The sequence below is a fragment of the Micromonospora sp. NPDC005979 genome, assembly GCF_040614415.1.
GTDB lineage: Bacteria > Actinomycetota > Actinomycetes > Mycobacteriales > Micromonosporaceae > Micromonospora.
Window position 1 is genome coordinate 275,806 of record NZ_JBEXUR010000005.1, and the last position, 21,449, is coordinate 297,254.

General features: G+C 72.0%; 16 protein-coding genes. 10 read left to right on the forward strand and 6 right to left on the reverse strand.

The annotated features are described in order from the left end of the window. Nucleotides 1–17: 17 nt before the first annotated feature. The 3 genes from ABZ272_RS11675 to ABZ272_RS11685 all read left to right on the forward strand — a co-directional run bounded on the left by ABZ272_RS11675 (nt 18) and on the right by ABZ272_RS11685 (nt 2,506). The gene (locus ABZ272_RS11675; protein WP_355049855.1) at nt 18–941 is read left to right on the forward strand and encodes a sigma-70 family RNA polymerase sigma factor; all 924 of its coding nucleotides are present in this window, start codon (nt 18–20) and stop codon (nt 939–941) included. 115 nt (nt 942–1,056) lie between these two features. Continuing rightward, nucleotides 1,057–1,941: an alpha/beta hydrolase gene (locus tag ABZ272_RS11680; protein WP_355049856.1), complete on the forward strand. Its 885-nt coding sequence runs from the start codon at nt 1,057–1,059 to the stop codon at nt 1,939–1,941. Between the two features lie 112 nt (nt 1,942–2,053). Further along, on the forward strand, nt 2,054–2,506 hold the full coding sequence (locus ABZ272_RS11685; protein WP_355049857.1) for a DUF5709 domain-containing protein: 453 nt from the start codon (nt 2,054–2,056) through the stop codon (nt 2,504–2,506). A gap of 61 nt (nt 2,507–2,567) precedes the next feature. On the opposite strand, the gene ABZ272_RS11690 is transcribed toward ABZ272_RS11685, so the two are convergent. Beyond that, a complete protein-coding gene (locus ABZ272_RS11690; protein ID WP_355049858.1) occupies nt 2,568–4,151 on the reverse strand; it encodes a DHA2 family efflux MFS transporter permease subunit in 1,584 nt (527 codons plus the stop codon). Nucleotides 4,152–4,465: 314 nt separating this feature from the next. Between ABZ272_RS11690 and ABZ272_RS11695 the strand changes: the two genes are divergently transcribed. After that, nucleotides 4,466–5,278 (forward strand): helix-turn-helix transcriptional regulator, encoded by an 813-nt coding sequence (locus ABZ272_RS11695; RefSeq protein ID WP_355049859.1) that lies wholly within the window; start codon nt 4,466–4,468, stop codon nt 5,276–5,278. Nucleotides 5,279–5,389: 111 nt separating this feature from the next. Then, nucleotides 5,390–6,994, forward strand: coding sequence for a ricin-type beta-trefoil lectin domain protein (locus ABZ272_RS11700; RefSeq protein ID WP_355049860.1), 1,605 nt, complete (start codon nt 5,390–5,392; stop codon nt 6,992–6,994). A gap of 49 nt (nt 6,995–7,043) precedes the next feature. Here the strand turns inward: ABZ272_RS11700 and ABZ272_RS11705 are convergent, their stop codons facing one another. Further along, nucleotides 7,044–9,575: an FtsX-like permease family protein gene (locus ABZ272_RS11705; RefSeq protein ID WP_355049861.1), complete on the reverse strand. Its 2,532-nt coding sequence runs from the start codon at nt 9,573–9,575 to the stop codon at nt 7,044–7,046. Beyond that, nucleotides 9,572–10,330: an ABC transporter ATP-binding protein gene (locus tag ABZ272_RS11710; protein WP_355049862.1), complete on the reverse strand. Its 759-nt coding sequence runs from the start codon at nt 10,328–10,330 to the stop codon at nt 9,572–9,574. The genes ABZ272_RS11705 and ABZ272_RS11710 overlap by 4 nt, the downstream gene beginning before the upstream one ends. A gap of 148 nt (nt 10,331–10,478) precedes the next feature. Between ABZ272_RS11710 and ABZ272_RS11715 the strand changes: the two genes are divergently transcribed. The 4 genes from ABZ272_RS11715 to sthA all read left to right on the forward strand — a co-directional run bounded on the left by ABZ272_RS11715 (nt 10,479) and on the right by sthA (nt 14,773). Further along, on the forward strand, nt 10,479–11,681 hold the full coding sequence (locus ABZ272_RS11715; protein WP_355049863.1) for a histidine kinase: 1,203 nt from the start codon (nt 10,479–10,481) through the stop codon (nt 11,679–11,681). Next, a complete protein-coding gene (locus tag ABZ272_RS11720; RefSeq protein ID WP_355049864.1) occupies nt 11,678–12,316 on the forward strand; it encodes a response regulator transcription factor in 639 nt (212 codons plus the stop codon). The genes ABZ272_RS11715 and ABZ272_RS11720 overlap by 4 nt, the downstream gene beginning before the upstream one ends. A 115-nt stretch (nt 12,317–12,431) precedes the next feature. Continuing rightward, nucleotides 12,432–13,316, forward strand: a complete 885-nt coding sequence (locus ABZ272_RS11725; RefSeq protein WP_355049915.1) for a cellulose binding domain-containing protein — start codon at nt 12,432–12,434, stop codon at nt 13,314–13,316. Nucleotides 13,317–13,369: 53 nt separating this feature from the next. Further along, a complete protein-coding gene (gene sthA, locus ABZ272_RS11730) occupies nt 13,370–14,773 on the forward strand; it encodes a Si-specific NAD(P)(+) transhydrogenase (protein ID WP_355049865.1) in 1,404 nt (467 codons plus the stop codon). 153 nt (nt 14,774–14,926) lie between these two features. Here sthA and ABZ272_RS11735 read toward each other — a convergent pair whose 3' ends face one another. Both ABZ272_RS11735 and ABZ272_RS11740 read right to left on the reverse strand, forming a co-directional pair. Further along, complete coding sequence (locus ABZ272_RS11735) at nt 14,927–16,336, reverse strand: endo-1,4-beta-xylanase (RefSeq protein WP_355049866.1); 1,410 nt, start codon at nt 16,334–16,336, stop codon at nt 14,927–14,929. A 28-nt stretch (nt 16,337–16,364) separates the two neighbouring features. Then, the gene (locus tag ABZ272_RS11740) at nt 16,365–17,738 is read right to left on the reverse strand and encodes a PHB depolymerase family esterase (protein WP_355049867.1); all 1,374 of its coding nucleotides are present in this window, start codon (nt 17,736–17,738) and stop codon (nt 16,365–16,367) included. Between the two features lie 309 nt (nt 17,739–18,047). Between ABZ272_RS11740 and manD the strand changes: the two genes are divergently transcribed. Next, entirely contained in the window at nt 18,048–19,256 is a 1,209-nt protein-coding gene (gene manD / locus ABZ272_RS11745) for a D-mannonate dehydratase ManD (protein WP_355049868.1), read from the forward strand. A gap of 46 nt (nt 19,257–19,302) precedes the next feature. On the opposite strand, the gene ABZ272_RS11750 is transcribed toward manD, so the two are convergent. Further along, complete coding sequence (locus ABZ272_RS11750; protein ID WP_355049869.1) at nt 19,303–21,423, reverse strand: alpha-glucuronidase; 2,121 nt, start codon at nt 21,421–21,423, stop codon at nt 19,303–19,305. Nucleotides 21,424–21,449 lie beyond the last annotated feature (26 nt).

Below are 21,449 nucleotides of genomic sequence, written 5' to 3' on the forward strand. Positions count from 1 at the left end.
TCGGGGAGGAACAGGGCGTGACGCAGGGTGACGCGGAGCTGGTCGCGCTCGCGCAGGCGGGCGACGCGGGGGCGCTCGGCGTGCTGCTGACCCGCCACGAGGCGGGCATGCGGGCGGTCGCGGTGAGCCTGCTCGGCTACAGACCGGATGCCGAGGACGTCGTGCAGGACGCGATGGTGACGGCGCTGCGGCGCGTCGGCGAGATCCGCGACTCGGCAGCCGTCGGGCCGTGGCTGCGCACGATCGTCCGCAACAACGCCCGGATGGCACTGCGCGCGCCGCGTCCGACGCCGGTCGCCGATCCGGAGTGGTTCGCCCACCCCGCCACCGATCCCACCCCGGAGCAGGCCCTGGACTCCGGCGCGCTGCGCGACTGGGTGTGGCACGCGATCGGGGAGTTGTCCGAGCCGGACCGCCTGGTCACCCTGTTGCGCTACTTCAGCGACGCCTCCTCGTACGACCAGATCGCGGCCGTGTGCGGCGTGCCGGTCGGCACCGTCCGCAGCCGCCTCAGCCACGCCCGGCGGGCCCTCGCCGGCGGCCTGCGCGCGGCGGCGACCTCGACCCACGCCGACGTCCGGGCGGCCGGCGACGCGCGGTGGCGCGAGGGCGTCGACATGATCGCCACGGCGATGCGGGGCGACTTCGACCAGGTGGTCCACGACACCTGGTGGCCGGACGCTCAGATGGTCGTTCCCGGTGGGCCACGCGGTGGCCGCGAACTGGCGCTGCGTGGCATGACCAGCGACCTGAACGCCGGGGTACGCCAACGGCTGCGCACCGTCGTGGCCAGCGGCGACGTGCTCATCTGGGAGACCGACCTGCTCAGCCCACCGGACAACCCGGACCACTGCCCACCGGCGGCGCTGTGGTTGCAGGTGCTGCGCGAGGGGCGGGTACGTCAGCTCACGCTGTTCCACCCCGTTCCGGCACGGCTCTGAGAAAACGTCCCCCGCCGAGCGAACTTTCCCGACGACCCGCGCATCTGGTCGGTGTCCAGCCACCAGTTGCCGTCGCGGCACACGCCGCACGGGTCAGGAGATCGGGAGACAGTTCATGGGTTCCACCCACCACGACGCCGGCGCGCTCGCGCCCGGCGCCCACTCGTTCAGCGTCGACGGGGTGCGGCAGGTCTACCACGTCGCCGGCACCGGCCCGGTCTGTGTGGCGCACTCGGGCGGCCCCGGCATCGAGTGGTCCTACCTGCGGACGCCGAGCCTCGAAGAGCACTACACGATGGTGTACGTCGAGCCGGTCGGCACCGGCGCGTCGGGACGACTCGACAGTGCCGACGACTACCGAATGGACACCTATGTCCGTTTCCTGGACGCGGTCGTCGCGCACCTCGGGGAGCCCCGGGTGTACCTGCTCGGGCACTCGTACGGCGGCTTCGTCATCCAGCGCTACGCCCTGGAGCACCCGGACCGGGTCGCCGGGCTCATCCTGTACGACACCTCACCGCTCACCGGCGCCGACTTCTGGGCCGAGGCGATGACCAATCTCGCCGCCTACCCGCAGCGGCACCCGGACCGGCCGGAGGCGGCGGAGATCCCGGCCGCTCTCCAACGGGCCCTCACCGCCACCGACGACGAGACGCTGAGCGCCGGTCTGGGCGCCGCGCTACCGGTCTACTTCGCGGACTTCTGGGCTCGGCAGGCCGAGTTCGCCCCGTTGCAGGCGGGTCTGCGGGCCTGGGCGGCGCCGGCCGGCGCGCAGGACCCGGTTCCCTTCGACGTCCGCGACCGGCTCGGTGAGATCACCGCTCCGGCCGTGGTGATCGTCGGGGCGTACGACTTCATCTGCGGTCCGCGTTACGCCGAGGAACTGCACGCCGGCCTGAAGGACTCCCGGCTGATCCTTTTGGAGCAGAGCGGGCATTTCGGTCACATCGAGCAGCCGGAGGAGTTCACCGAGGCCGTGGTGGAGTTGCTGAAGCGGTGATCCCCGCTGCCCCCGAGGCCGGTTCGTCACAGCGGGCAGGCCTCGGGTGCCGGCCGCGTTGCACGGTCATAGGCTTGGCACTTCGCTGCGCCGTGACGAAGGAGAGATCGCCGTGAGCCAGACGGATTCCGTCGACGAGTGGAACGTGGCCGAGGACGACGGGGTGCTGGACGCCTCCGACACCCTCGACGACGATCGGGTCGGCGACCCCCTCGACACCGGCATCGTCGCCGCGGACCACTGGACGGCGGCGAACCGGTTCGGCACCACCCCCGCCGAGGAGCGGGCGGGCGAGTCGTTGGACCAGTACCTCGCCCAGGAGGAGCCGGACGTCGACCCGTACGCCGAGGGGGGCGACGACGAGGACGAGCTGACCCGCCGGGGGTACGAGACCGAGGCGCGCGCGGGCCGTCTCGTCGAGTACGACGAGGGCGTCCGCGAGGACGACGAGGCCGACTCGGTGGCGTGGGACGCCGGGATCGACGCGGGTGGCGCGAGCGCCGAGGAGGCCGCGGTGCACGTGGTCGACGACCCGAACGGGCCGGGCGACGGTCCGCTGCGCTGACCCCGTACAGACCGCCGCGCTCGACACCGCAACGGGCGTCGAGCGCGGCGGGCGCGTCGGGTCAGTGGATGACGACCGGCGTCTTCGGCAGGTCGGTCTGCTCGTCACCGAGCGGCTGCGCGGGCGTACGCCGACGCGGCAGCAGGGCGGCCGGGATGAACGTGGCCAGCACCAGCGCGAACCCCACCCAGAACGTGTGGGCGAACGACTTCGCGGCGAAGTCGAGACCGCGCTCGATGATCGAGGGGTCCACCGGCATCTGCGCGAGCAGTTCCGGCCGTTGCTGGGAGGCGATGGCCAGCCCGGCCTCGGTGACCGGCTTGCCGCTCTCGTCGACCAGGCCGGGGATCGGCCGGGAGCCGTTCAGCTCGTTGGTGAGGATCACCGACATCACGGCGGCGCCGACCGAGCCGCCGATCTGCTGGAGGATGTTGACGAGCGTCGAGCCGCGCGCGACCTCCTGCGCCTGCAACGTCCGCAGCGCCGACGTCATGATGGGCATCATCGTGCCGCCCATGCCCAGGCCCATCACGAAGAGCGACCCACCGAGCAGCCAGTACGACGTCTGCGGGTCGACCTGGGTGAAGCCGAAGAACCCGACGACGATCAGGGCGAGCGCGAACGGGACGGTACGGCCGATGGGCACCCGGTCGGCGAGCGTTCCGGCGATCGGCATGGTGATCATCGCGCCGATGCCCTGCGGGGCCATCAGCAGTCCGGCGGCCAGCGTGGACTCACCGCGCACCTGCAGGAAATAGCTCGGGAAGAGCAGGCCGGCGCCCATGAACGCGATGATGAACACGAACAGCGTGGCCGCCGCGATGGTGAGGTTGCGGTTGCGGAACAGCCGCAGGTCGAGCAGCGGGTGCCGGGGCTTGAAGGAGTAGAGCACGAACGCCACCACCAGCGCGCCACCGACCAGCATCGGGGCCCACACCTTGGTCGCGCTGAAGGTGCCTGCCTCCGGCAGCGACGAGACGCCGTAGAGGAAGAGCGCGAGACCCGGGGAGAGCATCAGCATGCCGAGGAAGTCGAAGGACTCCGACGGCTCGGGGGCGTCCTTCGGGAGGGCGAACTGCGCGTAGATCAGGGCGATGACACCGATCGGCAGGTTGATCAGGAAGATCCAGTGCCAGCTCGCCGTGTCGATCAGCCAGCCACCGAGGATCGGACCACCGATCGGGCCGAGGAGCATCGGGATGCCGAGGACGGCCATCAGCCGGCCGATCCGGTGCGGCCCGGCCGCCCGCGTCATGATCGTCATGCCGAGCGGCATGAGCATGCCGCCGCCGAGGCCCTGCAGGACGCGGAAGCCGATCAACTGGCCGATCGAGTCGGCGGTGGCGCAGAGCCCCGACCCGATCGTGAACAGGGCGAGCGCCACCATGTAGAGACGCTTCGTGCCGAACCGGTCGGCCGCCCACCCGCTGAGCGGGATCACCGTGGCCAGGGCCAGCGTGTAGCCCGTCATCGTCCAGGCCACCCGGGCGTAGGAGGCGTCGAACTCGGTCTGGAACGTGGGCAGCGCGACGCTGACCACCGTCACGTCGAGGATCGACATGATCGCGCCAAGGACGACGACACCCGCCACCTTGAGCACCGCGGCGTCGAGCTTGTCCGATGTCGCGACGGATTGCTGTGTCACTAACTCTCCTGAGGTCGGTTGATCCGGACCGATGGTGGGCGGTGGCGGCGATCGCCGCGCCGACCAGGCGCGGGACGCGACGTGCCGGGGCGACGACGCGCGGAGGCAGACTAACCGGGGACTGTGACGCTCTGCCTCCGGATTTCGTGACGGCCGTGTGGCGTAAACCGATCAGCCGTCCGATTGCAGCCGGTCGGCGGAGTGGCCCGTACCGCCGACCAGCCAGCGACCGGCGCGGAACATCCTGCGCCGGCCCGTCTGTTGCACCCACCGTGCCGGACCACCCGCCGGCGCCCACCCCGATCGGAGTCACCGTGAACCGCGCCCACCTCGCCAGCTTCCTGCGCACCCGACGCGAGGCGCTGCGCCCCGAGGACGTGGGGTTGCGGCGCGGCCCGCGCCGACGCACCGGTGGGCTGCGGCGCGAGGAAGTCGCCGCGTTGAGCGGCATGTCCACCGACTACTACACGCGGTTGGAGCAGCAGCGCGGGCCGCACCCCTCCGAGCAGATGCTCGCCGCCCTGGCCCGCGGCCTGCGCCTGTCCCTGGCCGAACGGGACCACCTGTTCCAGCTCGCCGGGCACGCCGTGCCCCACCGCGCGGTACGCGCCGACCACGTCAACCCCGGGATGATGCGCATCCTCGACCGGCTGCACGACACCCCGGCCCAGGTGGTGAACCACCTCGGCGAGACCCTCGCGCAGACCGCGCCGGCCGTCGCCCTGCTCGGCGACGAGACCCGGCACACCGGGCTGGCCCGCAGCGCGCACCACCGCTGGTTCACCGACCCTGCGGCCCGGGATCGGCATCCGGCGCAGGATCACCCGCTGCTGAGCCGACTGTTCGTGGCGCACCTGCACGGTGCGTACACCCGTGATGGTGGCGGCTCGCGCACCGCGGCGATCGTCGACGACCTGTTGGCCGCGAGCGGGGAGTTCGCGCAGTTGTGGCGCGAACACCCGGTGCCGGGCGGCCAGTGCCCACCGAAGCACCTCCTGCACCCGGAGGTCGGGCCGTTGGAGCTGCACTGCCAGACGCTTGTGGACCCGGACCGGTCCCAGACCCTGCTGGTCTTCACGGCCGCGCCCGGCTCCGAGAGCGACGACAGGTTGCGCCTACTCCTCTGAGCGTCCAGGCCGGTGCGGCGGCAATTGCGGCGAAGACATTGATATCGATGCCTGCGGCTGTAATGATTAACACACTTTACAGTTGTTTCCGCCGCCCCGGAAGGACCCCGCATGGCGCGACGAACGGTCGGGCAGACGCCCCGCCGCACCAGGTTGACCGCCGCATTCGCCGCGGCCCTGCTCGCCGTACCGACCGCCCTTGTCGTCGGCGTCTCCCCCGCGTCCGCCGCCGCCACGGGCGCCATCACCGGGTACGGCGGCAAATGCGTCGACGTGGCCGCCGCGAACTCGGCCAACTCCACCCCGGTGCAGCTCTACGCCTGCAACGGCTCCACCGCGCAGCAGTGGACCGTGGCCGACGATGGCACGATCAGAGCCCTGGGCAAGTGCCTCGACATCGCCGCCGCCAGCACCGCCAACGGCGCCCGGGTGCAGATCTACGACTGCAACGGCACCGGGGCGCAGCAGTGGTCGTCCAACGCGGGGCAGGTGGTCAACCCGGCCTCGGGCAAGTGCCTCGACGCGACCGGCACCAGCTCCGCGGACGGCACGCCGCTACAGATCTGGAGTTGCACCGGCACCGCCAACCAGCTCTGGACGCTGCCCACCGGCGGCACCACCCCACCGTCGTCGAGCGGCTTCACCCACCCCGGAGTGCTGGTCAGCAGGGGTCAGCTCGACTTCGTACGCGGGCGGGTCCAGGCGGGCGCACAGCCCTGGGCGGCGGCCTACAACCAGATGATGTCCAGCCGGTACGCCTCGCTGTCCCGCACCCCGGCCCCGCGCGCGGTCGTCGAGTGCGGCTCCTACTCCAACCCCAACAACGGCTGCACCGAAGAGCGCGAGGACGCGATCGCCGCGTACACCGACGCGCTCGCCTGGTACCTCACCGGCGACGCCCGGTACGCGCAGAAGGCGATCCAGATCATGGACGCCTGGTCGGCGACGATCACCTCCCACACCGGCAGCAACGCACCCCTGCAGACCGGCTGGGCGGCCTCGACCTGGCCCCGGGCCGCCGAGATCATCAAGTACACGTACAGCAGCTGGCCCAACGCCAACCGGTTCGCCACCATGCTGCGCACCGTCTACCTGCCGGTGGTCCGCAACGGCTCGAACAGCAACGGCAACTGGGAGCTGACCATGATGGAGGCCGCCATCGGGATCGCCGTCCACCTGGACGACCGGACGGCCTACGACGCGGCGGTGACCCGCTTCCTCAACCGCGCCCGCGCCTTCATCTACCTGCCCAGTGACGGCGCGCTGCCGTACACCGTGCCCGGCAGCGGCCTGGACACCAGCGGCGAGATCATCGGCTACTGGCAGGGCCAGTCCACCTTCGTCGCCGGCCTCGCGCAGGAGACCTGCCGGGACTTCGTCCACACCGGGTACGGCATCTCCGCCATCTCGCACGTCGCGGAGACCTCCCGGATCCAGGAGCGCGACCTGTACCCGCAGGTCGGTGAGCGGCTGCGGCAGGCCCTCGGCTTCCACTCGCGCTACCAACTCGGCGAGGCGGCGCCCTCCTGGCTGTGCGGCGGCACCCTCACCCGGGGCCTCGGCCCGATCACCGAGGTCGGTTTCAACGCGATGAGCAACCGGCTGGGCAACGTCATGACCAACACGCAGACCCTCACGCTGCAACAGCGTCCCGCCGGCAGCAACAACCTCTTCGTCGCCTGGGAGACGCTGACCCACGCCAGCAACCCCAACTGACCGGCGCGGCGGGCCGGCGCCCACCCTGAACGCCGGCCCGCCCCCGTACCTATCCCTCGACGCCCAGCGCCGCCACCGGGCTCACCCGCGAGGCCCGCCGCGCCGGCAGCACCCCGGCCAACGCGGTCAGCGCGACGAGCGCCACGAAGAGCCCGACCAGGGGCAGCACCGGCAGCGTCAGTGGCGCGTTGAGCCCCAGCGCCCGCACCGCCAACCAGGCGTACGGGACGCCGAGCAGCAGACCGAAGGTCGCCCCGATCACCCCGTAGAGGCCGGACTCGACGGTCAGCATCGTGCGCAGGCCGGCCCGGGACAGGCCGACGGCGCGCAGCAGCCCCGACTCGCGTACCCGCTCCACGACCGACAGCGCGGTCGTCGACCCCACACCGACCACGGCGATCAGCACGGTGAGACTCACCAGGCCGGCGGTGATCCAGACCAGCGCGGTCAGCACCGCGTCGTTGCGGTCCCGGTCGTCGGCGAGCACGCCGATGTGCAGCCCGGCGGTGGTCCCTACCGCCTGCCGCAGCGCCCGCACCCCGGCGGTGCGGCCGTCCTCGCCCGCGCGGGCCGCGTCGGCCAGCAGACCGGTGTACGCCGTCGGTCCACCGATCCGGTCCAGGTCGGCACGGTCGGCGAGGATCCCCGCGTACAGGGGTCCACGGTCGGGCAGGACGGCCGCCACCCGCACGTCGACCGTCGACGCGGCGCGGCCGAGGGTGACCGTGTCGCCGACCCGCAGCCCGGTGACGCTGGCGACCGCTTGACCGAGCACGATCCGGCCGGGTCCCCGGTCGGCGAGACTGCCCTGCGCCACGGGCAGGTCGGCGAGGGTCGGCAGGGCCGACAGGTCCAGGTCGGTGGTCGAGTACCCGGCCTCGGTGTCGCCGAGGCGCGCACCGCCCCGCGACAGCGTGACGTCGTGGACCATCCGGTACGGCACGACCCGGGTCAGCGCTGCGCTGGCCGCCCGCGCCCGCCCCAGGACGGCGACCGGCAGGGCCGTACCCTCGGCGGAGGCCACCTCGAAGTCGGCCGGCGCGGAGAGGGCCATGTCGCGATCGGCGACCACCCGCATGGACGCGCCGCCGATGACCACGCCGGAGATCAGCGTCACGCCGAGCGCCACCACCACGGATACGGCCGCGGCGCGGCGCGGTGTTCCACCGATCCCGCCGACCGCCAGGCGTCCGAGGGCGCCGAGCTGGCGCAGCGGCCAGCCCACGACCGCCAGCACCGGACGCACCAGCAGCGGCCCGAGGGCCACCAGCGCGAAGAACGCCAACGCGCCCGAGGCGACCAGCAGGAGCAGGCCGAGCGTCGGGTCGTACGACTCCGCGCCCGGGGTCGGCATGCGGCGCACCGCCGCGACGCCGGCCAGCAACGCGCCGAGGGCCAGCAGCGCTCCGGACACCAGGCGGGCCGCTCCGATGCCACGCCGGCCGGCGGTGACGCTGGCCGCGCGCAACGCCTCCAGCGGCGATACCCGAGCGGCGGAGAACGCCGGGGCGAGGACCGCCAGCACGGTGATCACGACCGCCCCGACCACCACCGCGACCGCCGCCGTCAGCGGGAGCCCCGGCGACGACACCACCGTGCCGAAGGCGCGCAGCACCGGCTGAAGCGCCTGCCCGACGGCCAACGCGGCGGCCACCCCGACGACACCGGCCACCAACCCGGTCAGGGCGCCCTCGGCGGTGAGCGCGCCCACCAACGCTCCCCGACCCGCGCCGACCGCCCGCAGCAGCGCGAGGTGCTGCATCCGCTGGGCGAAGACGATGCGGAACGTGGAGGTGACCACCAGGGCCGCGGCGGCCACCGCGATCCCGACGAACATCCCGACCAGCGCGAACAGCCTGCCGACCTGCTCGGCCGCCGCGTCGGCCTCGGCGTCGCGTACCTCGGCGCCCGAGCGGATCGGCTGCTCGGCGGGGACCACCGCGGCCAGGCGCTGGTGGACCGCCTGCGTCGCGCCCGGGGCCGCCCGCAGGTCGATCCGCTCCACGAGGCTCAGGTGACCCCACGCGGCCACGACGTCGTCCGGCGCGTAGGCGTTGGCCCCGTCGTCGACGGGGGTGTCGACCACTCCCGTGACGGTGAGCGGCGACTCGCCCGTGCGGTCGCCGCCCGTCCCGGTGGTCACCGTGCCGACCGTCAGCCCCAGCCGCTCGACGGTACGCGGGCTCACCGCGATCTCGCCGGGCTGGTCGGGATAGCTGCCCTGGACCAGGCGGACCGTGGCCAGCGGGCCCCGGCCCGGATCCGCCTGAAGGTTGACGTATCCCCCGCCGACCGAGACACCGATGGTCACCCGACCCACCGCCTCCACGACACCGGGTACGGCGCGGACGTCCCGCAACTCCGTCAGGGCGGGCGGCCGCTCGGGGTCACCGACCGCCAGGTCGGTGGCCGCCGGTGTGCCGCTGAGGGTGTCCCGGGCGGTCCGCTCGGTGATGTCCCGCGCCAGCACGGTGCCGAAGACCACGAACGACGCGACGAGGATCGCCAGGCCGGTCAGGACCAGCCGGCCCGGCCGTCGGGCTGCGGCGATCACCTGGGTACGCAGCACGGTCGTCCTCACGCCGCCACCGCCAGGGCGCGCAGCGCGTCGGTGATCGAGCCCTGGTCCGGCTCGTGGATCTCGCCGGCGATCCGACCGTCGGCGAGCAGCACCACCCGGTCGGCGTACGCGGCGGCGATCGGGTCGTGGGTGACCATGACCACCGTCTGGCCCAGGTCGCGTACCGAGTCGCGCAGGATGGCGAGCACCTCCGCGCCGGAGCGGGAGTCGAGGTTGCCGGTCGGCTCGTCGGCGAAGACGACCTCGGGCCGTGACACCAGGGCCCGGGCCAGCGCCACCCGCTGCTGCTGGCCGCCGGAGAGCTCGCTGGGCCGGTGCCCGAGCCGCTGCCCGAGGCCCAGCACGTCGACGAGGTGCGCGAACAGGTCACGGTCGGGTTCTCGGCCGGCGAGGTCCAGCGGCAGGGTGATGTTCTGCGCGGCGGTGAGCTGCGGCAGCAGGTTGAACGACTGGAACACGAAGCCGATCCGGTCGCGGCGAGCCCGGGTCAGCGTACGGTCGGACCGTCCGGTCAGCTCCGTGCCGCCGAGCAGGACCCGCCCGGACGTGGGGGTGTCCAGCCCGGCCAGGCAGTGCATCAGCGTCGACTTGCCGGACCCGGACGAGCCCATGATCGCGGTGAACCCGGCCCGGCCGAAGGCGACCGAGACGTTGTCCAGGGCGCGGACGGCGGTGTCGCCGCTGCCGTACACCTTGACAAGGTCGACGGCCGCGACGGCCGCCTGCCCGGTCTGCGGTGGGGCGTGGGTTGTCATGGGTTCCTCCAGTGGTTGCGATGTGACCGCCGGAAGCCTCGCCCCCGCCGGGCGGCGGCCGCATCGGTCCCCGGTCGGGGAACGCGGCCGAGGGGTCTGTCTTTCGGCCGATCTGGGCCGGCCCTGCGCGTGGCTACGCTGGGTCACGATGAACGCGCCGATCTCCTCGACCTGGTGGGTACGCCTGGGTCAGCTCGCCGGTCTGACGGCGCTGGCCCTGCTCTGTGCCTTCGACCTGCGGTACGGCCTCGCCAGCGGGATGGGGGTGGTCGACGCGCTGCGGGCCCTGCTCCAGGTGGGGTTGGCGGCGGCGACGGCGGTGGTCTGGCTGCCCGTGCACCGACCGGAATCCCGGGCGCTACCGATCGCGGCGCTCGCGCTCGGTGCCGTCTCACTCACCGTCACCGCGGGCTTTCTACTGCTCGGCACGAGCGGGGCCTATCTGCTGGGTGGCACCTGGGGGCTGGCCGAGTCCGCCGGGATGATCGCGGTGGTGTTCGTGGTGACCCGCTTTGGCGCGGCCCGGTTCGCCCCCGGGGCGGCGGTGGTCGCCGCGCTCGCCGCCGCCGCGCTTCCGCTGCGCGCCGGCGCCGACCTGGTCTACGTGATCTTCGGGCTGCTCCAGGCGCTCGGCGCGGTCGGCGCCGCCGCCGCCGGGATCTACCTGCGCGTCGTCGCCAGCGGCCGGGAGCGGGCCATCGCGCTGGTACGCGCCGAGCAGCGCGCCGAGTTCGCCCGCGACCTGCACGACTTCATCGCCCATCACGTCACCGGCATCGTGGTGCAGGCGCAGGGCGCCCGGTTCGTCGCGGAACAGGACCCGCAACGGGTGATCGTCGCCCTGGAGCAGATCGAACGGGCCGGGGCCGAGACGATGGCCTCGATGCGGCGGATGGTCGGCGTGCTGCGCAATCCGGACGCCAGGCCGGACGCGCCGCTGGCCCCGCTGGCCGGTGTGGCCGATCTCGCGCCGTTGCTGGAGGGCCACAACGGCACGACCAACGCGCCAGCCCGGCTGTACGTCGACGGTCCGCTCGACGGACTGCCGGTGGAGGTCTCCACCTCGGCGTACCGGGTGGTGATGGAGGGGCTGACCAACGCTCGCCAACACGCGTCGGACGCCCGGTCGGTGGCGGTGTCCGTGCGCCGTACGCCGGACTGGCTGCTGGTCCGGGTCGCCGACGACGGCGCGGGCCCGCGCACGACGCCCGCCCGGGGGCACGGCTTCGGCCTGGTCGGCCTCACCGAGCGGGTACGCGCCCTGGACGGCACGGTCACCGCCGGACCGGGCGTGTCCGGCGGCTGGGTGCTCGACGCGGCGTTTCCCCTGCGCGCGGCGGTGACCCGATGATCCGGGTGCTGATCGCCGACGACCAGGCGATGGTCCGCACCGGTTTCGGCATGATCATCGGGGCGCAGCCGGACATGGCGGTGGTCGGTGAGGCCGCCGACGGGATCGCGGCCGTCGAGATGACCCGTCGGCTCCGCCCCGACGTGGTGCTGCTGGACATCCGGATGCCCCGCCTCGACGGCCTGGAGGCGCTCCGGCTGCTCGCCGGGCCGGGCGTCGCCGACCCGGTGCGGGTCGTCGTGGTGACGACCTTCGACCTCGACGAGTACGTGCACACCGCGCTGTCCCACGGCGCGTGCGGCTTCCTGCTCAAGGACTCCGGACCGACGCTGCTCGTCGAGGCGGTCCGCGCCGCCGTCTCCGGTGACGCGCTGATCAGCCCGTCCATCACCGTACGGTTGCTGGAGCACCTCAGCTCGCCCACCGCGCCGCGCGACGACGCGGGCCTGTCCCCACGGGAACTCGACGTCGTGAAGCTCGTCGCCCGGGGCCTGACCAACGCCGAGATCGCCGGCCAGCTCTTCATCGCCGTCGGCACGGTCAAGACACACCTGGCCAGCGTGCAGGCGAAGCTCCCGGCCCGCAACCGCGTCGAGATCGCCGCCTGGGCCTGGGAACGCCGCCTGGTCAGCTAGACGGGGCATCCTCGCGCCGCCCACTGCCCTAAAATCGACGGCAGCGAATCGCCGGCCCGCTGCGGACAACCGGAGGCGAGGGATTCATCGTGCACCCAATCCGAACACGGCCCCGATCACGGTCACCGCCGTCGACACCACCTGGGTGGAGCTGACCTGGGCCGCGTCGACCGTCAACGTGGGCGTGGTCGGCTACGCGGTCTCGGCGTTGTTCGAGGACACCGGCCGGGCGTACTCGACCGACACCACCAGCATCCGCATCACCGACCTGCGCCCGTCCCGGACGTACACGCTCAGCGTCGCGGGGCTGGACGCGGCGGGCAACCGGTCGGTGTCCAACCCGACGCTGCGGTTGACCATGCCGCCGGGTGACACCCAGCCGCCGAGCGCGCCGGGCCAGCCGGTCGCGTACGACGTCGCGGCGACCCTGGTGTGGCTGCGGTGGACCCCGTCGACCGACAACGTCGTGCTCGACCGGTACGAGGTGTACCGGGTCGACGCCGGTGGTCAGCTGACCTTGGTCAGGGAGCTGTACCAGTTCCCGCCGAGTCCCACCATGACCCAGGTCAGCGGGTTGACGCCGAACACGACGTACACCTTCGTGGTGCGCGCCCGCGACGAGGCGGGCAACTGGTCGGCGCTGTCGCCGCCGGTCACCGTGACGACCCTGCCGCCCCCGCCGAGCTGCGCGGTCCGCACGGTCGTCCGGCAGTGGCCGGACGGCTTCGTGGCGTACCTCGCCGTCGAGAACACCGGCACGGCGGCGGTGAACGGCTGGACGATGACGTGGCGGTTCTGGGCCAGCCAGCAGGTGCGGGCCCTCTGGGGCGCGCAGGTCGTCGACCGGCCGAACAACAGCTATCTGCGGGTCCGCAACACCAGCCACAACGCGCTGATCAGGCCCGGCGGCACGGTGTCGCTGGGCATCGTCGCCACCGGCACCCAACTGCCGGAGGAGGTCACGCTCAACGGTGGCGTCTGTGTGGTGGCAGACGAGTAACGCTCGCGTCCGGGGTCTGGTGTCGACGGCGACATCTTGCGACGCTAACGCTCGTGTATGACTACGACCTGTTGGTGCTGGGCTCCGGACCCAGCGGTCAGAAGGCCGCGATCGCCGCCGCCAAGCTCGGCCGGCGGGTTGCCATCGTGGACCGCCGCGACATGCTCGGTGGGGTGTGCATCAACACCGGCACCGTCCCGTCCAAGACGCTGCGCGAGGCCGTGCTCCACCTGACCGGCCTGAGCCAGCGCGACCTGTACGGCAGCAGCTACCGGGTCAAGGAGGAGATCACGGTCAGCGACCTGGCCGCCCGCACCCAGCACGTCATCACCCGGCAGACCGACGTCATCCGCAACCAACTCGCCCGCAACCGGGTCGCAATGATCACCGGTACCGGCCGCTTCGCGGACGCCCACTCCATCTGGGTCGACGCGGGCTCCGGGCGCGAGTCGAAGGTGACCTTCGACAAGGCCGTCATCGCGGCCGGCACCCGCCCGGCCCGGCCGGACAGCGTCGACTTCGACGAGCGGACCATCGTGGACTCCGACGGCGTCATCAACCTCCAGGCCGTACCGCGCAGCATGGTCGTGGTCGGCGCCGGCGTGATCGGCATGGAGTACGCGTCGATGTTCGCCGCCCTCGGCACCAAGGTGACGGTCGTCGAACGCCGCGAGCAGATGCTCGACTTCTGCGACGAGGAGATCGTCGAGTCGCTCAAGTACCACCTGCGGGACCTGTCGGTGGCGTTCCGCTTCGGCGAGGAGGTCGCCGCCGTGGAGAAGCACCAGACGGCGGCGCTGTGCATCCTCAAGAGCGGCAAGAAGATCGTCGCGGACACCGTCATGTACTCGGCGGGTCGGCAGGGCCAGACCGACGACCTGGCGTTGGAGGCGGCCGGGCTGACGGCGGACCGACGCGGCCGGATCGCCGTCGACGCCAACTACCGCACGTCGGTCGACCACATCTACGCGGTGGGTGACGTGATCGGCTTCCCGGCGCTGGCCTCCACCTCCATGGAGCAGGGTCGGCTGGCCGCCCAGCACGCCTGCGGCGAACCGATCCGGGAGATGCACGGCCTGCAACCCATCGGCATCTACACCATCCCGGAGATCAGTTTCGTCGGCCAGACCGAAGCCGAGCTGACCGACGCGTCGACGCCGTTCGAGGTGGGCGTCGCCCGCTACCGGGAGCTGGCCCGGGGCCAGATCGTCGGCGACTCGTACGGGATGTTGAAGCTGCTCGTCTCCCCCGAGGACGGCCGGCTGCTCGGGGTGCACGTCTTCGGCACCGCGGCCACCGAGATCGTCCACATCGGTCAGGCGGTGATGGGCTGCGGCGGGACGATCGACTACCTGATCGACGCGGTGTTCAACTACCCGACCCTGGCCGAGGCCTACAAGGTCGCCGCGCTGGACGCCTCCAACAAGATCCGCAACATAACCCGAATCGACGGCTAACCCCACCCCCACCAGGCCCCCACCCCACGACCCCGGTGATCAAGAGGTTTGCGTCACGACACGCCGGGGCGGGTGACGCAAACCTCTTGATCACGAGGGTAGAGCGGGGGTGGGACCGGGGGGTGGGGGTGGGGTGGAACCCGGAGGTGGGGTTTAGGCGGGGGCGCAGGTGGGGCTGAGGGTGCCGGCGGTGCCGGTGCCCTGGAAGCCGAACTCGGTGGACTGGCCCGCGCCGACCTGACCGTTGTAGGAAACGTTTCGCCAGGTCGTCGTGCCGGTGCTACCGCTGTTGGTGGCGCTCCAGGCGTTGGTGACGGTCGCGCCGGACGGCAACGCGATCGTCACGGTCCACCCGTTGAGGGCAGACGAGCCGGCCGTCACCCGTACGTTCGCCACGAAGCCGCCGTTCCACTGGTTGACGGTCACCGTCGCCGTGCAGGCACCGGTGCCCGGAGGAGGAGTGGTCGGCGGCGGAGTGGTGGGCGGAGGAGTGGTCGGCGGCGGGGTCGTGGGCGGAGGAGTGGTCGGCGGCGGAGTGGTCGGCGTGGTGCCGTTGTTGAGCGCGGTCAGGACCGCGTCGTACGCCGGCTTCTTCGAGCCGTTGCTGTTGAACAGCAGCGGGGTCTGCGACGCCCGCCACGAGTCGCTGTCGCGGATTCCCCACACCGTGATGCCGTTGCAGCGGGCCACGGCCAGGCAGTCCTCGACCACGCTGCGGTAGGTGTTCGCCGGGGCGCCCTGGATGTCCAGCTCGGTGATCTGCACGTCCACGCCCAGCGCCGCGAAGCTCGACAGCGTGGTGCGGTAGTTGCTGGCGTACGGCGAGTCGTTGTTGAAGTGCGACTGGAAGCCCACGCAGTCGATGGGCACACCACGGGACTTGAAGTCCCGCACCATGTTGTAGACGCCCTGCGTCTTGGCCCAGGTCCAGTTGTCGGTGTTGTAGTCGTTGTAGCAGAGCTTCGCGCCCGGGTCGGCGGCGCGGGCGGCCCGGAACGCGGCCTCGATCCAGTCGTTGCCGGTGCGCTGGAGGTTCGAGTCCCGACGGCCGCCGGAGTTGCCGTCGGCGAACGCCTCGTTCACCACGTCCCAGGAATAGATCTGTCCCCGGTAGTGGGTCACTACCTGCGTCACGTGGTTGAGCATCGCGTTGCGCAGCGCGGTGCCCTCCATGCCCTGCATCCACCCCGGCTGCTGACCGTGCCAGGCCAGGGTGTGGCCGCGTACCTGCATGCCGTGGCTGCGCGCGTGGTTGACGATCGGGTCCGCCTGGGTGTAGCGGAACTGACCCTGCTGCGGCTCGGTCGCGTCGATCTTCATCTCGTTCTCGGCCGTCACCATGTTGAACTCACGATTCAGGATCGTGGTGTACGCACTGTCCGAAAGCTTGTTCGCGGCCACCGCCGTGCCGAAGTAGCGGCCCTTCTCGGCGGCGGACGCGCCCAGCGTGGTGCCGGCGGAGGCGGGCGTCTCCAGGACCAACGCGATGCCGGCGGCGAGCACGCCCGCACCGGTCAGCGCGAGGGCGGCTCTCGATGCCGCCCTCCATCTCGTGTTTCCCATTCGTGCAGCTCCTTCTACTGAAAGGGAGTCAGGCGACCGAGCAGGCGGCGCCGTTGAGGGCGAAGGCCGTGGGCTTGCCGGCGTCACCGGTGTGGGTGGCCTGGAAGCCGATCTCGACCGACGTGTTCGGGGCGATGGTGCCGTTGTAGGAGACGTTGCGAGCCGTCACCGCGCCGCTGGTCGGCGAGTAGGCGGCGTTCCAGCCACCGGTGATGGTCTGGCCGCCGGGCAGCGTGAAGGTCAGCGCCCACCCGTTCACCGCCGTGGTGCCGGTGTTGGTGATGCCCACGCTCGCGGTGAGCCCGTTGTTCCACGCGTTGACCGTGTAGCTGACCCGGCAGGCGCCCGCGCTGGGCGGCGGCGTCGTGGTGGGGGGCGGCGTGGTGGGCGGCGGCGTGGTCGGCGGGGGCGTGGTCGGCGGCGGAGTCGTCGGGGGCGGCGTGGTGGGCGGCGGAGTCGTCGGCGGCGGGGTCGTCGGCGGCGCCGTGCCGTCCAGGCCGAAGAAGCGGATCACCTGCGCGGCGTCGACGGGGATGTTGTGCGTGACGCCCTGCATGCTGATCGCCTCGACCGGGGCCATCGGGCCGCTGCTGCCGTACCGGGTGCGGGTGTAACCCGACTGCGGGGAGTCGGTGTACGTCGGGGTCTGGCTCAGACCGTGCACGTTGGTCCACTGCTTGACCTGCTCACCGAAGTTCGGGTAGCGCAGGGTGTCGTCGCTCGTGCCGTGCCAGATCTGCATCCGCGGACGCTTGCCGGTGTAGCCGGGGTACGCGCCGCGGACCAGGTCCCCCCACTGCTGGGCGGTCTTGATGGACTGCCCGTTCGCGCACTCGCTGTTCCACTCCGAGCTGCCCCCGGTGGCGAAACAGGCGAACGGCACCCCGGCGAAGGACGCACCGGCCGCGAACACGTCCGGGTAGTCACCGAGCATGACGTTGGTCATCATCGCGCCCGACGAGGTGCCGGTGGCGAAGACGCGGTCCGGGTCGGCGGAGTACCGCTGCTTGACGTAGTCGATCATCGAGACGAGTCCGACCGGATCGCTGCCCCCGCCTCGGCGCAACGCCTGCGGCGAGGCCACGTCCCAGCACTTGCTGCTGCGGGTCGCCGACGGGTAGATGACGATGAAGCCGTACCGGTCGGCGAGGGAGGCGTACTGCGTGCCGGAGTAGAAGGCGGGGCCGGTGCCGGTGCAGTAGTGCAGGGCGAGCAGGATCGGAGGCCGGGATGCCACCCGGTCCGGGACGTACAGGTGCATCTGGAGGTTTGTGGGGTTGTTGCCGAAGCCGGTCACCTGCGTGAGTGTCGCGGCCGACGCGGGCGTGGCGAACGCCAGCGCGGCGGCGGCGACCGTCGCGACCGCGGTGAGGACGCCGAGCAGCCTTGTCTTCAGTGTCATGGTTCGCGATTCCTCGGGAGAATGGCGCATGGAAGGGGGTTAGTCGAGGACTGCCCTTCGCCCGACCGTGACCGCGGCTCGCGTGACCGATGTCAGCTTCGATCGAGGTCGCTCGATTGTCAAGGATTCCGGAAACCTTTCGGCGCAAGGGATTGCGCGGTCACCTGGGCACGTGCCAGGGGTCGCGGGGCCGTTCGTCACCTGCCCATGGCGGGCTATTATCGGCAGGTTCCCGATAACCAGACCGTCCTCGCGTGCACCCCCCTGCGAGCGTCCTCACCCGACTCCCGCGGGCACGAAGGAGATCGAGTGAAGATCGTCGACGCCCGGGTCATCGTGACCTGTCCGGGCCGCAACTTCGTCACCCTCAAGATCGTCACTGACGAGGGCGTCACCGGAGTCGGTGACGCCACCCTCAACGGTCGGGAGCTGGCCGTCGCGTCGTACCTACGCGACCACGTGGCGCCGCTGCTGATCGGCCGGGACCCGGCCCGGATCGAGGACACCTGGCAGTACCTGTACCAGGGCGCGTACTGGCGGCGCGGCCCGGTCACCATGAGCGCGATCGCCGCGGTGGACACCGCCCTGTGGGACATCAAGGGCAAGGTGGCGGGCCTGCCCGTCTACCAGCTGCTCGGCGGCCGGTCCCGCGAGGGCGTCACCGTGTACGGCCACGCCAACGGCGAGACCGTCGAGGAGGTGCTGGTCGAGGTCGCCCGCTACGTCGACCTTGGCTACCGGGCGGTACGGGTGCAGTGCGGAGTGCCGGGCCTGCCCAAGACGTACGGGGTCAGCGCCGACAAGCTCTTCTACGAACCGGCCGACGCGGCCCTGCCCAGCGAGGCGACCTGGTCGACACAGCGCTACCTGTCACACGTGCCGGGCGTGTTCGCGCGGGTCCGCGACGAGTTCGGCCCCGACCTGCGGCTGCTGCACGACGTGCACCACCGGCTCACCCCGATCGAGGCGGCCCGGCTCGGCCGCAGCCTGGAGCCGTACGCGCTGACCTGGATGGAGGATCCGGTCCCGGCCGATCTCCAGGAGGGCTTCCGGCTGATCCGGCAGCACACCACCACCCCGATCGCCGTGGGTGAGGTGTTCAACAGCGTCTTCGACGCGGCGCAGCTCATCCGCGAGCAGCTCATCGACTACATCCGGGCCACGGTGGTGCACGCCGGAGGGATCACCCACCTGCGGCGCATCTTCGACCTCGCGGCGCTGCACCACGTCCGCAGCGGCTCGCACGGCGCCACCGACCTGTCGCCGGTCTGCATGGCCGCCGCGCTGCAGCTCGACATCTCGATCCCCAACTTTGGCCTTCAGGAGTACATGCGGCACACCGCGCAGACCGACGAGGTGTTCCCGCACGGGTACCACTTCGCCGACGGCTACCTGCACCCCGCCGAGACGCCCGGGTTGGGCGTCGACATCGACGAGGAGGCGGCGGCCCGCTACCCGTACGCGCCCGCGTACCTGCCGGTCAACCGGCTGGAGGACGGGACCGTACACCCCTGGTGAGCGCGCCGGCGCCGGTGCTCCGGCCGGCCCGATCGAGCCGGCCGGGTCAGTGGATGCGCCGCCCCCGCGCGTCGGGCACGCCGGACTTGCGGAAGAAGTACGTGTTGATCTGATCCCGCCACTCGGTGGCGCTGCGCACCTGCTCGTCGAGGCGCTCGGCCACCCGCTCGTACACGGCCGGGTCGATCATCCCGTGCAGGGTCTGCCACCGGCGTCGCATCACCGCCACCTCCTCGACGCCCGCGAAGTGGGTGTCGTAGATGTGCTGGATGACCGTCGACCCGCTGTGCAGGACGTGGTCGTACGGCACGTGGTGGAAGAAGAGCAGCAGCTCGTCCGGGCAGGTCTGCGGCGACTCGTACACGTCCGCCCAGTACGGCGGGTACTGGCCGGCGAAGCCGGTGCCCGAGGCGCGACTGCGGTCCACGCCCACGCCGTCGCGGTCGGCGAAGTGGTAGGTGCCCCACCGCGAGTACTCGTACCCGTCGACGTCGGGGCCGTAGTGGTCGCCGGGATGGACCATGAAGCCGACCCCCAGCGGGGCGGTGTACCGCTCGTAGGTACGCCACGAGTCGTCCATGATCTCGTGCAGCGTCCGCCGGACCAGCTCCGGGTCGGCGGTCGCCGACGGTGGGAACGTCAGCGTCATCCACTCGTCGAGGACCGCCGTCGGGTCGAGCCGCGGGTCCCAGGCGAGCCGGCCGACCGTGTAGAGGTTGGCCTGTGCCAGCGGATGCCCGGTCCAGAAGGCGTCGTCACCGGTGTTGGCGACGGCGACCAGACCGCCGCCCTTGCCGGCCTCGCCGGTGACCACGTCGGCGATGGTGCGCCCACCGGGGCCCCACGGCGCGAAGCTCAGCACCTCGCCCCAGCACGGGCCGAGGTGGCAGACGTGTCGCTGCTGACCCGTGTACTCCTGGGTGACCTGCACCTCCACCGCGACCCGGGTGGCCGGCATGGCGGCGAGCACCGGCGAAACCGGCTCGCGCGTCTGGAAGTCCACCGGACCGAACTTCACCTGGAGGACCACGTTGGTACGGAACCGTCCGTCGAGTGGGGCGAAGTGGTCGTACGCGGCCCGCGCGCGGTCGGTGGACCGGTCCCGCCAGTCCTGGTGGTGGTTGTAGACGAACGCCCGCCAGTGCACCACTCCCCCGTACGGGGCGAGGGCCTCGGCGAGCAGGTTCGCCCCGTCGGCGTGGTCCCGCCCGTAGCTGAACGGGCCGGGCTGCCCCTCGGAGTCGGCCTTCACCAGGTAGCCGCCGAAGTCGTCGATGCGCTCGTACACGCGCCGGGTGGTGGCCGCCCACCAGGCGCGTACCTCCTCGTCGAACGGGTCGGCGGTGGGCAGTCCGCCGAGGAGCAGCGGCGCGGCGAAGGTGACCGACAGGTGCACCCGGATGCCGTACGGGCGCAGCGCGTCCGCGATCTGGGCCACGTCACCGAGCCGATCGGTGAGCAGCAGCGCCTCGGCACGACCCACGTTGACGTTGTTCACCGAGATGGCGTTGATCCCGCTGGCGGCCAGCAGCCGCCCGTACTCCCGGATCCGGGCCAGGTCCCCGCGCGGACGGCCACCGGCCCAGAAGATCGAGCCGCCCGCGTACCCCCGTTCGACCTGGCCCATCACCGGGTGCACGGCCACGTTGTCCCAGTGGTTGAGCATGCGGCGGCGCAACGCGGGCCGGTGCAGCTCGGGTGGGCGGGCCGGGTCGAAGGCCGCCGCGCAGAGCCGCACGACGTGGAACAGCCCGTAGAGGAGGCCGGCGGGCGCGTCGGCCAGCACCACCGTCGTCTCACCGCTGCGGGCCAGCAGGAAACCCTCGTCGCCGAGCGTCTCGCCGAGGTCGGCGAGCGCCGCCTCCCCCGCCGCGCGGGCCGCCCGCACCGCCGAGCTGGGCAGCTCGGGCGCCCCGCGCAGGGTGAGCACCAGGTCGACGTCGACGTCCCAGGACGGGGAGTGCCAGACCCGTCCGCCGTAGCGCGTGCAGGCGCGCGTCACCTCGTCGAGAACGGTGTCGACGAGCAGCCCGTCGCCGTGCACGAGGACGCGCCGCGCGCCGAGGGCCCGGAACGCCTCCGGTGGCAGCCAGGCGGGGTGTACGCGGGGATCCTCGACGTCGTGCGGCTCCGCCACGAACACCGGATCCTCCAGGTCGGCGTTCACGCGACCCCCCGCGTGACGATCACCTC